Genomic DNA, 13,612 nt, shown 5'->3' on the forward strand with positions numbered 1-13,612 from the left:
AAGTATCAGAAATATCGATATGTTATTTCAACAAGTAGGTAGCTGATGCTACGCTGAAAAAACTGCTTACCAATTACAAAGTTTTTGTAATTGCTATCAATTTTAAGGTATTTTGGATAATTCCACTGACGTCATTCCAAACGCAGTGAGGAATCTTATGGAATCAGCAGTATGGATTTTCTGCTGTGCTTGAAGTGACAGGCGTTCTACGCTTCTTATCAAATCATCGCAAAACGCATTCGAAGCAAAACCAATTGCCGCGCAAAAACAGGCCAGAAAATGCGAGGTATACGCAATAAATGCGCATTTCAAGCCCGTTTTAAACACCGCAGCGGCAATGCAGATAGTTTTTGTTAAGCAAAATCCACCGTCACATTTTGCCCCACCAGCAATACCGCGTCGTCATGGGTATACACATGGTAATAACCGGAACCGCGATCGCCACCGTCGACCCAGCCGCTATCTTCCACAATGATGTGGCCTGCGTCATTGCCGTTGACTCTCAGGGTATTGCTGGTATCCGACAGATTGAGCAAGCCTTCTGCGGTTAATGTCAGCGTGTTATCGCCCTTGCCGAACAAACACAAGGTTTCGATGCCGCTGATGCTGGCGCCGGAATCCGCCAAGTTGAGATTCAGACCGTTACCGGCAAGATGCAGCACATCGTTGTTGCCCGCACCGCCATCGACCAATGTAAAATCGAGATCGGCCACGGTAATCTTGTCATTGCCCGCGCCCGCCTTAAAGGTATCCGCCCCGCCACGGCCGATCATTTGATCGTTGCCATCGCCCGCTTCAAAGGTTTCTGCCGCCGGGGTGCCTTTGAGAATGTCATCTCCCGGCGTGCCCGCAATCACATTGTCACCGCCAAAGTTGCTTCTGCCAAATACCACGTAACTGGAGCCGGAGACATCGCCGTTCGGGCCTGCTCCAAGAGCTCCGACGATCAAATCATCAAAGCCATCGCCATTGACATCCCCCGCACTGCTAACTGAATCGCCCGAAGTATCTCCTCGCGTCACGCCATCCAGGCGAAAACCGCTATTGCTATCGAGATTGGATAGATCCACCGTAGCACTGAAACCTCCAGCCTTCCCAAACACAACGCAGCTGGAACCAGAGAAGAAGTTACCGTTCGGGCTTGCGTGGGAAGCACCGACAACCACATCCGCAAAACCATCGCCATTGACATCCCCCGCACTACTGACAGAAACAACAGGACGACCTTCTATTGTTCCATCCATTCGAAAACCATTGCTGCCGTCGAGACCATCCAGATCCAGCGCGGCTTCAAAACCGGAAGCCTTGCCAAACACCACATAACTGGATCCGGAGATATCGTAATTCTGGTTTATTCCATAGGCACTGACTATTACATCATCAAAACCGTCGCCGTTGACATCGCCTGCACTACTGACCGAATAACCTAGTCCATCATCCCTCGCTCTTGCGTCCAAACGAAAGCCGTTGCTGCCATCGAGGCTGGATAAGTCCAGCGCGGCACTGAAACCGGCGGCCTTGCCAAACACTACATAACTGGAACTGTCTACCTGTCCATACGAATTAGGAGCACCGACAATCACATCATCAAAACCGTCGCCGTTAACGTCTCCGGCATCGCTGACACTATTGCCTGATCTACCGAATCCCGCCTCTCCATTCAGACGGAAGCCATTGTTGCCATCGAGACTGGATAAATCCAGCGTAGCAGCAAAACCGGAAGCCCTGCCAAAAACTACATAACTGGCACCAGCATTGTAAATGCCGTTGGGTGCCGCATAACTTGCACCGATGATTACATCAGCAAAACCATCGCCGTTGACATCGCCTGCATTGCTGACCGAATTACCCGATCTATCCGACACCGCCTCTCCATTCAGGCGGAAGCCATTGTTGCCATCGAGACTGGATAAATCCAGCGTAGCAGCAAAACCGGAAACCTTGCCAAACACTACATAACTGGATCCAGCGCCATAGATTCCGCTTGGGTCAGCGTGGTCCGCACCGACAAGTACATCATCGAAACCGTCCCCATTGACATCTCCGGCACTGCTGACACGTCTGCCCGAAGAATCATCTGCCGCCTCTCCATCCAGACGGAAGCCGTTGCTGCCATCGAGACTGGACAAATTGAATGTGGCATCAAAACCGAAAGCCTTGCCAAACACTACGTAACTGGAGCCGGATCTCTCGCCATTCGGATCAGCACTGTCTGCACCGATAATCACATCACCAAAACCGTCTCCATTGACGTCTCCCGCATTGCTGACACTAAAGCCTGATCTATCACCCTTCGCCACCCCATCCAAACGAAAACCATTACTACCATCAAGACTGGATAAATTAATTATTGTTGTTGCCATGATAAGAACTCCTTCAAAGAATTTATCAGGAATTTACCTGAAAAAAGCATCTAATCCGCTATTTTATAAAGTAACGAGGTCAATGTACGCTTGGAAAATTCTGCTGGCAAGCGAGCCTGCTTAATGTCTTTCCTTGAAATAACCTTTATTGCCTACTGCCATGCATCATCGTTGCATAGTCGATGAACATTTCTTCCAGGAACAGGCGGGGATTCAGCGGGTGGTGGGACAATCGTTGTTTGGTATTTAGAGTACGCGCAAAAGTAATGCATTCCAGCAAATCAAACTGCCCACTCAACGCTTGGATGGTAGCCAGTTGATTCAAATAGTAGCGGATTTTTCCAGTGGTGCGATAACTGATCAAGTCATAACACCATTTTTGCAACCAACTGACGACGACAGATAAAGCTGTCTGCTGCAAGGCCTCAGCCAGAGAAAGCGCATCCAGCCGCTTGGAATCAGCGATGTGTTGGATAAATTGCTGGTATTGCGCTACATTTTCTCCTTGATCGAACTGCTGTGCCGACAAGGGAGAAAAGCCGGCGGCTGCGAGGCAGGCTTGCGGATCATTGATCGCATGCTGCTTTAGCCACGCAATGGAAGTTTCAATGTCCGGGACCGGCATTGCGATTTGCTGGCAGCGGCTGCGTATGGTCGGCAATACATGCTGCGTTTGATGCGTTACCAGAATAAACAACACATTGGCCGGCGGTTCTTCCAACTTCTTGAGCAGTGCATTGGCTGCCGCTCTATTCATGGTTTCGGCGGGATAAATCAGGATAATCTTGTAACCATCCTGATGCCCGGTCATGTAGACAAAATCGGTGAGTTTGCGGATTTGCTCGATACTGATTTGCTGGCTGGCACTTTTCTTGGTCGTAGCACTGCCGGATTTCTCGTCACTTTCTTCTTTCTCGCTCGACTCACCAGAGTGGACCGCTAGCGCCTCCGGCATCACCTGATAAAAATTGGGGTGCCCATGCTGCTCAAACCATCCGCAACTTGAACATTCCCCACAAGCCTTTTGTTCTGCTGTGGGCGCTGTGCATAGCAATGATTTCGCCAGATGACGTGCAAAACCGTACTTGCCGATGCCCTTTTTCCCTTTTAGCAGCAATGCGTGACCCCGGAATTGACGGTTCTGCGTCAATTTCTGCCAGATGCCCTGCTGCCAGCTATAAATATCACTCATCATGCAATAAATGCTGTAGAACTTGCTCAACCGCAATTTTGACTTCGGATAACGATTGGCTGCTATCGATCTGCTTGATGCGATCAGGAAACTGCTTGGCTCTGGTTAAATAGGCCGCACGCACCCGCTGGAAAAAGTCAGTCTGTTCTTGCTCAAATCGATCGGAAACCTTGATTTGACTCACGCGTTGCTGCCCCACGTCGACAGGTACATCGAAGTACAGCGTTAAATCGGGCTGCAGCGTACCTTGCGTCCAGTGTTCCAGGATAGCCAGTTTCTCGCTATCCAATCCTCTGCCGCCGCCTTGATAGGCAAAACTGGCATCGGTAAAGCGATCGGATATGACCCATTGGCCTTGCGCCAAACTCGGCAGAATCACTTTGTCAAGGTGCTCACGGCGCGCGGCGAACATCAGTAACGCTTCCGTTTCAGCATGCATGGCGATGGATTTATCCAGTAACAAAGCGCGCAACTGCTCACCCAAAAGTGTTCCGCCCGGTTCCCGCGTAACCACAGTTTGTAATCCCGCACGCTGCAATAATTCGATGATCCAGGCAAGCTGAGTCGATTTACCCGCGCCGTCAATGCCCTCCAGCGTAATGAATTTGCCCTGTGTCATGTGTTTTTCTGTTTTCAAGTGTTATGAAGGTAAGCTACCATGCACGATCAGTTAATCATCCGTCCATTTTAACGCATGCAAATAGATGCCGCAGGCCTACTGGATACTGCCCAGTTTATCGCTTCCCCGAATTTTGACGAACGACCGGCAGGTACTCACATCAGCTTACTGGTGATCCATAACATCAGCCTGCCGCCGAATGAATTTGGCGGCAATGGCGTACTTGAACTGTTCACAAATCAAATCGACCCGTACGCGCATCCTTATTACCAGTCGTTGCAGGGATTGAAGGTATCCGCACATTTTTTCATCCGCCGTGATGGCTTGATCATACAGTTTGTGCCTTGCAACATGCGCGCCTGGCACGCAGGCGTATCCAGCTGGCAAGGTAAGGAGCGGTGCAACGATTTTTCGATTGGCATTGAACTGGAAGGTAGCGACACCATGCCTTTTACCGATGCCCAATATGCAATGCTGATTGCAGTAACGCAATGTTTATGCAGTCGATATCCCATCCAGCATATCGTCGGGCATGCAGACATCGCCCCTGGTCGCAAAACCGATCCTGGACCGCGTTTCGATTGGCAAAAATATGCCAGCAGCTTGGGCGATCATGAATATCTCAAAACCATTTCATGTTCCTGATGATGAGGCATCCGCACACCTCACCATCCGGTATTAGAAACCCATGACTAGTTGCGTATCACTCGATAATTAGCAACCAATCGGCATTCGCTTCCCGGTGCAACTTCCACCACATCGTTGGCGGCATTGGTCGTTTCAACACATAGCAAACGTTGGTAATCCGCATCTTCCAGATCGGCCATTTCCTTGGATATTTTCTCCCAGGGATTCCACACCACAGCGGTTTTGCTGCTTTGTGAAGTGATCTGGATACGACGGTTCAATGTGCTATCCTCGATGATCATGGTATTGCCGACATCTAAATAGATACGATCCACTTCCGAATCGATGGTCACTGCGCCTGATTGCTGCTTTTGCGCATTGCTGCCGCCTACTTTGTCAATATAATTGCAGCCTTCCAGGCCAAGCACTTTGGCTTGCGCAATATTGCCAACCTTGAAGTAAGTATGAAACGCTTGCGTAATGGAAAATTTTTCTTTCCCTGTGTTGCGGGTCATCAAGGATAGATTCAAGGAATCGCCGATGATAATCTCCTGATTCAAGATAAAGGAATGTGGCCAGATAGCCTGGGTTTCTGGAGTATCCGTCAGACCCAGCGTGATGACGATGTCGCCATTTATAGTGGCTTGCGTTGCAATGACATTCCACGGACGATTGCGTACAAAGCCATGTCCCGGACGTCCTTTGCCTTCCGGATCGGCACCAAACCATGGCCAGCAAATCGGTACGCCGCCTTTAATTGCTTTACCGTCCTGATAATAAGCTTTTTCGCTCAAAAACATCACATCTTCCGGCTCGTTGCCGGGTTTAAATGACAGCACCTGTCCGGCATGGATCGATATCAGTGCTTTGGCTTTGGCGCTATTGACCTGAATCATCGGTAATCCGCCCTTGCCTACTACGAATTCAAGTTGACCTGCAATACCGAATTGCGCGTTGAGTTGTTCGATAGTCATGATTTTCCTTTTTTAAGTTGTTGTTTGATTTTCTATTCTTGAATGGGTTTGACTCGGCTGGCTGCAAGTTTAGCACGGCTCCGCGCTTCATCTGTATGGGTGCCGTTCGCCAAAGCGACTCCCATGCGTCGTTGCACAAAAGATTCCGGTTTGCCAAATAAGCGCAAGTCACTTTGCGGCACACTGAGCGCTTCAACCACGCCGGAAAACGCAATGCCTTGGGCTTCCAGTTGGCCATAAATCACCGCACTGGCACCCGGCGCCTGCAAGGAGGCATCCACTGGCAGTCCCAAGATGGCGCGCGCATGCAAATCAAATTCACTCTGCCGTTGGCTGCACATCGTCACCATACCGGTGTCATGCGGTCGCGGACTGACTTCACTGAACCAGACTTCGTCGCCTTTGATGAATAATTCCACGCCAAAAATACCCAAACCGCCGAGATCATCGGTTATTTTCTTGGCAATTTCACGTGCACGTTGCAATGCCAGCGGTGTCATCGCTTGCGGCTGCCAGCTTTCGACGTAATCGCCATGCACTTGCACATGCCCGATCGGTTCGCAGAAATGCGCTTGCACGACACCGTTGGCATCCAGCGCACGCACGGTCAGTTGTGTGATTTCATAATCAAAGTGAATTATCCCTTCGACAATCACCCGCCCTTGATCCACCCGGCTGCCGCTTGCGGCGTAACGCCAGGCCGCTTCAACTGCTTCGGCGGTGTCAATACGTGATTGTCCTTTGCCGGAAGAAGACATCACCGGTTTGACTATACACGGATAACCGATCTTGCCATCAATCACCGCGCGCAATTCGTCCAAACTGTTGGCAAAAGCGTAAGGCGACGTCGGCAAGCTTAATGTTTCCGCTGCCAGGCAACGAATGCCTTCGCGATTCATAGTTAATTTGGCGGCGCGCGCGGTTGGAATCACTGTCGCCAATCCTATTTGTTCAATTTCAATCAACATCTCGGTGGCGATGGCTTCAATTTCCGGCACGATAATGTCGGGACGTTCCTGCTCCACCAGGGCACGTAATGCCTTGCCGTCCGCCATATTGATCACATGCGAGCGATGCGCCACCTGATGTCCCGGTGCATTGGCATAGCGATCCACCGCAATGGTTTCGACGCCAAGCCGCTGCAGCGCGATAATGACTTCCTTACCAAGTTCACCACTACCCAGCAACATGACTTTGGTTGCTGACGGACTCAGCGGTGTGCCAATCACTGATCGTTTATTCATCGTATGTTATGCTGTTTCAAAATTACTGTTTTATTGTTCTGTTCTTTTTTTGTCCTGCTGTTGTAACGCCCACTGCACGTGTTCGCGCACCAAAGCCGATGCATCATCCAACCGGGCTTGCAATGCCGTGACAATCTCGCCGGAATACGGCGCGTTACCCAGACCGACGGCGATATTGCGCAACCATTGCTGGTGACCGATGCGGCGGATTGGCGTGCCGGCCAGTTTGGTTTCAAATGTTTCCTGATCCCAACTGAATAACGCAATCAACGATACATCATCCAGGCCATTCCGTACATGAAAGTCATTTTCATTGGTGATCCTGGCAAATTTATTCCATGGACACACCAACTGGCAATCATCGCACCCATAGATTCGATTGCCAATTAGCGGACGCAACGATTCCGGAATGCTGCTTTTCAATTCGATGGTCAAATAAGAAATACAGCGCCGGGCATCCAACTCATACGGCGCAATGATGGCTTGCGTTGGGCATATATCGATACATTTGGAACAACTACCGCAATAATCTCCAGTTGTCTCATCAACGGGCAGCGGTAAATCCGTATACATTTCACCGAGAAAAAACATCGAACCTGCTTGACGCGACAACAATAAGGTATGTTTGCCGCGCCAGCCCAGACCGGCTTTCTGCGCCCATGCCACTTCCATCACCGGTGCACTATCCGAAAAAACCCGGTAATTGAATTGCCCTACTGCTGCAGTGATTTTATCAGCCAATCGTTGCAAGCGTGCGCGCATGACCTTGTGGTAATCACGCCCCAATGCATAACGTGAAATAAAGGCTTGGTCCCCCATGTTGATCACATCCCAGCTTTTCTTGGTAGCAGGCGGAGAGTAATTCATACACACCGAAATAATCCGTTGCGTTCCGGGCTCGAGCTCAGCGGGACGAGTACGCTTGGTGCCATGTTTCGCCATATAATCCATGTCGCCGTGATATCCTTTATCCAACCACTGGAACAACCCGGATTCCACTGCGGACATATCAGCACCGGCATCCGCGATACAGGTATCCTGAAAACCAAGTTCCTTGCTCCACGCTTTAATGGCGGTCGCCAAAGCAATGTAATCAGGCAATTTATTCGTTGAGGTATTTTCTTGCATAACATTCATTCTTCAGATTCTGTGCCAGCACAACACTTTACATATGATCTAGCTGATGAAACAGCGACGTTGAATTTTGGTAAAGCAATGGCTGCTATCCTGCATGCCGGGTTGGTTATTAATCTGGTTGGCAATCTAGGTGCCGGTAAAACAACATTCGCACGAGGTATTTTACACGGCCTTGGCTACCAACATATTGTAAAAAGTCCTACGTATAATTTAGTTGAAATCTATAAAATTTCTAGGTTATACTTGTATCACTTTGATTTTTATCGCTTCAATGATTATTTTGAATGGGAAGAAGCAGGTTTTCGCGAATACTTTAATTCGGATTCAATCTGCTTAGTGGAATGGCCTGAAAAAGCGGGAGATTTATTGCCTGTGGCTGATCTTCAGCTGTTTTTTAAAATACTTGAAACAGGTCGAAGTGTCGAAATTCGAGTGGGTACAGAGACAGGAAAGCAATGCTTAGAACATTGGAAAAATCAGAACAGCGTGTGATCACCTATTTTAGTAAGCATAATATTGCTTGTGCAAAAGGTATTTTCCTGGCATTCCTTATTCTAACCTGCCTGCTGCTATTGCTAAACCAACCTGCACTCGCTGCAGATGTCACCGTTAAATCCGTGCGTGTTGGACTAACACCGGACTATACCCGTATCACACTGGAATCCAATCAGCCGCTGCAGTATGAACTCAGCATGCTCGACAATCCGCACCGGGTTATCGTAGATTTAAGCAATATCAAGCCTTCCCCGGCACTTGCCACATTGCCGCAGAAAGTAAATGCCATCGATCCTCTAGTGGAGAAAGTGCGGATCGGACAATTCAAACCCGATGTCATCCGGCTGGTATTCGATTTGAAAGCGAATGTAGTGCCACGCACTTTTGTGGTTGCACCAAAAGAAAACTATGCACATCGATTGATATTGGATATTTACCATCCAGACAAAGCAGCGAAAACCGATTCGAATGCCAATTTCGAGGCCGGTTTGGGTGCTGATTCTACGGCGGATATGTTGGATGAATTGGTTGCCACACTGATACAGGGTGGTAAGCGACCCAAGGCAAGTCACACGCAGCCCAGCCGTCCGCTTCCCAAACCTCAGCAGGCAAGCCAATCGAAGCAACCCACCGCTGGTTCCCAGGCCGCCAAAAACCGCAAACCCATGATGGTTCCACGAATCATCATTGTTGCTATTGACCCCGGCCATGGCGGTAAAGATCCTGGCGCAGTCGGCTATCAAGGCACTCACGAAAAAGACGTGACTCTAGCAATTGCCAGGAAACTCAAAGAAAGAATCGACAAAGAACCGAATATGCGCGCGATCTTGACCCGCACCGGCGATTACTATATCTCACTTCCGCAGCGACGTATCAACGCCCGGCGCGCCAATGCCGATCTGTTTGTATCGATCCATGCGGATGCCAATCCCAAATCGCATGCGCACGGCTCTTCAGTATTTACACTATCCGAGCATGGCGCAACCTCAACCACAGCGAGTTGGCTTGCTGACAAGGAAAACAGCGTAGACAACGATCTGATGGGAGGAATTGATATCACATCCAAATCAAAAGATATCAAAGAGCTGTTACTGGATTTATCACTCAACGCAACCATTAACGACAGTGTAAAACTGGCCGAACACGTTCTGAAACAACTTGGCGACATCAATCACTTGCATAAAAAGGGGGTTGAGCAGGCCGGTTTTGCCGTGCTCAAATCACCGGATATTCCATCCATTTTGGTTGAGACCGCTTTTCTCAGCAACCCCAAAGAAGAAGAGAAGTTACGCAATAATACTTATCAAAACAAAATGGCCGACGCGGTTTTTGTGGGAATTAGAAACTACTTTGCAAGTAATCCGGCGCTCACTCGCGCCGAAATGGCACAAGTAAAATAAACCAACCATCATTCGTGAAGCAATGCAATCGCATTAAAACTGTCGCAGCAAACGATATACAATAACCGCTGCCCAAAGAATTCACATATACGATTACCAAGCAAGCATGAGTGAATGCACACCGATCAAACCCTAATAAAATGGTATCAGCTGAGTAATGAACAAGGCACGCAACGCATAGCGCTTGCGGGTAATTATACGTTGGCAGCGCTTGAACCAGTGATGGAAACATTGGCAGACGAACTGACTCAACAGGCAGCCAATGCTGACTTACACTGGGATCTAACCGGCATCCAACAATTGGATACCGCCGGTATGATGATGCTATGGCATGCTTGGAAGGCACAACGTCCGAAACAGCTTCAACTACGCACGGAACATGAAAAAATGTTTGAGCGGTTGGAGCAGTCTCCTATTCCGCAACCTGCAACCCAATATACCGATATCCTGTGGCCCATCACCAGCCTGGGGCGACTAGCGCTACTGCTATGGCAACATACCGTGGGGCTGATCACGCTGATCGGTCAATTACTGATTGATGCTGTTTATTTAATCCGGCACCCTGTTTACATTCCCTGGCGTGAAATCTCCGCCAATTTATTTCGCACCGGCGCACAAGCACTAGGAATCACAGCACTGGTGGGATTTCTAATTGGTATCGTACTGAGCTACCTATCCTCGAAACAATTGCAATTATTTGGCGCGGATATCTTCATCATCAATATATTGGGCATCAGCATTACCCGTGAATTGGGACCCATGCTGGCCGCCATATTAGTAGCAGGTCGCTCCGGATCATCGATGACAGCGCAATTGGGTGTCATGCGCGTAACACAAGAATTGGATGCCCTGACGGTCATGGGCATCTCGCATAGTCAACGTTTGGTATTGCCCAAAATAGTAGGTCTTGGGATTGCCATGCCATTGTTGGTCATGTGGACCAGCACCATGGCGCTATTGGGTGGAATGGTTGCAGCCGAATTACAGTTAGGCTTGAGCTATCAATATTTTATTACTGCATTACCCGATACTGTGCCGATCGGCAATCTGTGGCTGGGATTAGGAAAAGGGGTAGTATGTGGCATGGTGATCGCGCTGATCGCGTGCCATTTTGGCCTAAGAATAAAACCCAATACCGAGAGCCTAGGAGAAGGCACGACCACTTCCGTGGTTACCGCGATCACGATGGTGATTATCGTCGATGCAATTTTTGCAGTCATATTTTCCGACGTAGGGCTCACTCAACAATGATAACCGCGGAATGCATCATCGAAATTAAAGGACTACATACGCGCTTTGGCGACCATGTCGTCCATAAAGATGTCAATTTATCCATTTATCATGGCGAAATACTGACACTGATCGGTGGTTCCGGTAGCGGGAAAACAACCTTGCTGCGCCAGATGCTGGGTCTGGAAAAACCCACTCAAGGTAGCGTAAAAATTTTTGGAAGCGCGCCTACCAATCTCAGTCTTCAGCAAAAAAGCATCCGCAGTCGCTCCGGCGTGCTGTTTCAGCAAGGCGCATTATTCAGCGCATTGACCGTGTTTGATAATGTTGCTTTGCCGCTACGGGAGCTACACACACTGAGTGAAAATATGATTCGTGATTTGGTCATGATCAAATTGAATATGGTGGCAATCGAACCGGAACATGCCAGCAAAATGCCCTCGGCCTTATCGGGTGGCATGATCAAACGTGTCGCCCTGGCGCGCGCGCTGGCATTAGATCCGGAATTATTATTTCTGGATGAACCCACCGCCGGACTGGATCCTGAATTAAGCGAAAGTTTTGTAGAACTGGTTCTTACATTGCGCAGCGAAATGGATCTGACGATTGTCATGGTAACTCATGACCTCGATACCTTGGTTGCATTATCAGACCGCATTGCTGTGCTGGCTGACCAACAAGTGGTGACAACCGGTACTGTCGCTGAAATATGTCGCCTTCAGCACCCATTCACAACCAGTTTCTTTAAGAGCATACGACATAAATTTGATCAAAAAGATTATTCGGAGCAAACATGGAAAACCGCGCCCACGCTCTCGTAGCCGGCTTATTCGTTATTTTCCTCAGTATCGCGATCGCTTTAGTTGCGATGCAGTTCAGCGGCAGCAATATTCGGTATAACGCTTATCTCGTGATAACCAAAGAATCGGTGAGCGGACTGAACCCGCAATCCGCCGTACACTATCGCGGTGTTAATATTGGTAAAGTTGAAAATATCGAGTTTGATCCCGATAATTTACGCCAAATTCTTGTTCATATCCTGATTAATGAGAATGTGGCGCTCAGCAAATCGGTGTATGCACAGTTAGGATACCAAGGTGTTACCGGACTCGCTTATATACAATTGAATGATGATGGCGTCGACAATGAACCATTACCGCCGGATGCATCGATTCCAATGCGCCGGTCGTTACTCGATGAAGTGACCGGATCCGGCCAGGATTTACTGAGCAATGTCAATCAATTGGTATTGAAAATGCATCAATTGATTGACGATCAGAATCAAACGCAAGTTGCCAAAATCTTGCAAAATATTGAAAAAGCCACCAGAAACTTTGATGGAATTGCCGGGCATTTACAACCCGTATTAAAGTCTTTCACCGAACTGACCATTGAATCCGCCACTCTGGTTAAGCGTCTTGATCAATTGCTCGGTGAAATCAATCTTGCACTGGCAAAAGCCAATCAGAAAGAAGGTATCTTTGACAGCTTGTCGCAAAGCGCGCAGGAATTAGCAACAACAATCCCTGAACTACATAAAGTGAGTAACAGCATCGCACGTAATTCAAATAATCTCGACCGGGTACTGCATCAATTGGAAGAGAATCCGCAAAGCCTGATATTCGGTCGCTCGTCAGCATCACCCGGACCTGGAGAAACAGGCTTCACATCACCCGTTCCCGTTGAGAATTTCAAATGATGAAAGTTCTTCTATTGATTGTAATTGCATGTCTATTTTCAGGTTGTACCGCATTGCACAAATCCCATTCGGCAATGGCTACTTACGATTTAGGCACACAGTCGCATACTCAGGACAGATTGCAGCCATCGCATAAGCACAGAAAAAGCATACTCATCGCCGATGCTACCGTGCCAACATGGCTGGACAGCACCGCAATTCATTACCGGCTGCTCTATCATAATCCATCTCAATCGTATAGCTACGCCAACAGCCGTTGGAGAGCATCGCCGGCTGCCATACTGACTCAGCAAATACGCGACCGTATTGTCGCCAATACCGACGAGCAAGTCATAAAAAGTAGCAGTACGGCGAAAACCGACTACATTTTGCACATCGAATTGGAAGAATTCATGCAACTATTTGATACCACGCAAGACAACCGCGTCGTCATCGGCTTGCGCGCCAGCTTGATAGAACGCAGCTCGCGCAACCTACTTGCCCAGAAAGATTTTAGTATCACAGAAAAAGCACCAACTGCTGATGCGGCAGGTGCCGTATTCGCATTCGGATCCGCCAGCAATCAATTGATCGATCAATTGATTGCATGGTTAGCCGCTGAATTGCCTCGCCACTAGCCGCCGATATTTTTT

The 13,612-nt window shown here is 48.7% G+C and carries 13 protein-coding genes; 7 read left to right on the plus strand and 6 right to left on the minus strand.

Annotation, left to right across the window (positions count from 1 at the left end; all coding sequences use genetic code 11):
- Positions 1-353: 353 nt before the first annotated feature.
- From C8R34_RS02505 to tmk, 3 genes are all read right to left on the minus strand, one after another.
- Positions 354-2,363, minus strand: a complete 2,010-nt coding sequence (locus tag C8R34_RS02505; protein ID WP_110337521.1) for an integrin alpha — start codon at positions 2,361-2,363, stop codon at positions 354-356.
- 145 nt (positions 2,364-2,508) lie between these two features.
- Entirely contained in the window at positions 2,509-3,558 is a 1,050-nt protein-coding gene (gene holB / locus C8R34_RS02510; protein ID WP_258364324.1) for a DNA polymerase III subunit delta', read from the minus strand.
- The gene (tmk, locus tag C8R34_RS02515; RefSeq protein ID WP_110337525.1) at positions 3,548-4,174 is read right to left on the minus strand and encodes a dTMP kinase; all 627 of its coding nucleotides are present in this window, start codon (positions 4,172-4,174) and stop codon (positions 3,548-3,550) included. The genes holB and tmk overlap by 11 nt, the downstream gene beginning before the upstream one ends.
- Positions 4,175-4,249: 75 nt before the next feature.
- Between tmk and ampD the strand changes: the two genes are divergently transcribed.
- On the plus strand, positions 4,250-4,819 hold the full coding sequence (gene ampD / locus C8R34_RS02520) for a 1,6-anhydro-N-acetylmuramyl-L-alanine amidase AmpD (RefSeq protein ID WP_110337527.1): 570 nt from the start codon (positions 4,250-4,252) through the stop codon (positions 4,817-4,819).
- 47 nt (positions 4,820-4,866) lie between these two features.
- On the opposite strand, the gene C8R34_RS02525 is transcribed toward ampD, so the two are convergent.
- Genes C8R34_RS02525 through queG form a run of 3 tightly spaced genes read right to left on the minus strand, consistent with a single transcriptional unit; the run spans position 4,867 to position 8,147 of the window.
- Positions 4,867-5,775 (minus strand): D-hexose-6-phosphate mutarotase, encoded by a 909-nt coding sequence (locus C8R34_RS02525; RefSeq protein WP_110337529.1) that lies wholly within the window; start codon positions 5,773-5,775, stop codon positions 4,867-4,869.
- A 32-nt stretch (positions 5,776-5,807) separates the two neighbouring features.
- Entirely contained in the window at positions 5,808-7,019 is a 1,212-nt protein-coding gene (purT, locus tag C8R34_RS02530; protein ID WP_110337531.1) for a formate-dependent phosphoribosylglycinamide formyltransferase, read from the minus strand.
- Between the two features lie 30 nt (positions 7,020-7,049).
- Positions 7,050-8,147, minus strand: coding sequence for a tRNA epoxyqueuosine(34) reductase QueG (queG, locus tag C8R34_RS02535; RefSeq protein WP_110337533.1), 1,098 nt, complete (start codon positions 8,145-8,147; stop codon positions 7,050-7,052).
- Between queG and tsaE the strand changes: the two genes are divergently transcribed.
- From tsaE to C8R34_RS02565, 6 genes are all read left to right on the plus strand, one after another.
- A complete protein-coding gene (tsaE, locus tag C8R34_RS02540) occupies positions 8,142-8,648 on the plus strand; it encodes a tRNA (adenosine(37)-N6)-threonylcarbamoyltransferase complex ATPase subunit type 1 TsaE (protein ID WP_110337535.1) in 507 nt (168 codons plus the stop codon). The two genes, queG and tsaE, sit on opposite strands and share 6 nt — an antisense overlap.
- Complete coding sequence (locus C8R34_RS02545) at positions 8,612-10,051, plus strand: N-acetylmuramoyl-L-alanine amidase (protein WP_110337537.1); 1,440 nt, start codon at positions 8,612-8,614, stop codon at positions 10,049-10,051. The genes tsaE and C8R34_RS02545 overlap by 37 nt, the downstream gene beginning before the upstream one ends.
- A 114-nt stretch (positions 10,052-10,165) precedes the next feature.
- Positions 10,166-11,302: an ABC transporter permease gene (locus C8R34_RS02550; protein ID WP_110337539.1), complete on the plus strand. Its 1,137-nt coding sequence runs from the start codon at positions 10,166-10,168 to the stop codon at positions 11,300-11,302.
- On the plus strand, positions 11,299-12,102 hold the full coding sequence (locus tag C8R34_RS02555) for an ABC transporter ATP-binding protein (RefSeq protein WP_110337541.1): 804 nt from the start codon (positions 11,299-11,301) through the stop codon (positions 12,100-12,102). Before C8R34_RS02550 ends, C8R34_RS02555 begins: the two co-directional genes overlap by 4 nt.
- Complete coding sequence (locus tag C8R34_RS02560) at positions 12,075-12,980, plus strand: MlaD family protein (RefSeq protein WP_110337543.1); 906 nt, start codon at positions 12,075-12,077, stop codon at positions 12,978-12,980. Before C8R34_RS02555 ends, C8R34_RS02560 begins: the two co-directional genes overlap by 28 nt.
- Complete coding sequence (locus C8R34_RS02565; RefSeq protein WP_110337545.1) at positions 12,977-13,597, plus strand: ABC-type transport auxiliary lipoprotein family protein; 621 nt, start codon at positions 12,977-12,979, stop codon at positions 13,595-13,597. The genes C8R34_RS02560 and C8R34_RS02565 overlap by 4 nt, the downstream gene beginning before the upstream one ends.
- The last annotated feature ends 15 nt before the right edge of the window (positions 13,598-13,612 follow it).

Source organism: Nitrosomonas sp. Nm84, assembly GCF_003201565.1.
Lineage (GTDB): Bacteria > Pseudomonadota > Gammaproteobacteria > Burkholderiales > Nitrosomonadaceae > Nitrosomonas.

Excerpts from the sequence above, each read along its gene's own strand:
- C8R34_RS02505 (WP_110337521.1), bottom strand. The coding sequence starts at position 2,363 with ATGGCAACAACAATAATTAATTTATCCAGTCTTGATGGTAGTAATGGT.
- C8R34_RS02550 (WP_110337539.1), top strand. The coding sequence starts at position 10,166 with ATGCACACCGATCAAACCCTAATAAAATGGTATCAGCTGAGTAATGAA.
- C8R34_RS02565 (WP_110337545.1), top strand. The coding sequence starts at position 12,977 with ATGATGAAAGTTCTTCTATTGATTGTAATTGCATGTCTATTTTCAGGT.
- purT (WP_110337531.1), bottom strand. The coding sequence starts at position 7,019 with ATGAATAAACGATCAGTGATTGGCACACCGCTGAGTCCGTCAGCAACC.
- ampD (WP_110337527.1), top strand. The coding sequence starts at position 4,250 with ATGCAAATAGATGCCGCAGGCCTACTGGATACTGCCCAGTTTATCGCT.
- holB (WP_258364324.1), bottom strand. The coding sequence starts at position 3,558 with ATGATGAGTGATATTTATAGCTGGCAGCAGGGCATCTGGCAGAAATTG.
- C8R34_RS02560 (WP_110337543.1), top strand. The coding sequence starts at position 12,075 with ATGGAAAACCGCGCCCACGCTCTCGTAGCCGGCTTATTCGTTATTTTC.
- tmk (WP_110337525.1), bottom strand. The coding sequence starts at position 4,174 with ATGACACAGGGCAAATTCATTACGCTGGAGGGCATTGACGGCGCGGGT.
- queG (WP_110337533.1), bottom strand. The coding sequence starts at position 8,147 with ATGCAAGAAAATACCTCAACGAATAAATTGCCTGATTACATTGCTTTG.
- C8R34_RS02525 (WP_110337529.1), bottom strand. The coding sequence starts at position 5,775 with ATGACTATCGAACAACTCAACGCGCAATTCGGTATTGCAGGTCAACTT.
- C8R34_RS02555 (WP_110337541.1), top strand. The coding sequence starts at position 11,299 with ATGATAACCGCGGAATGCATCATCGAAATTAAAGGACTACATACGCGC.
- C8R34_RS02545 (WP_110337537.1), top strand. The coding sequence starts at position 8,612 with ATGCTTAGAACATTGGAAAAATCAGAACAGCGTGTGATCACCTATTTT.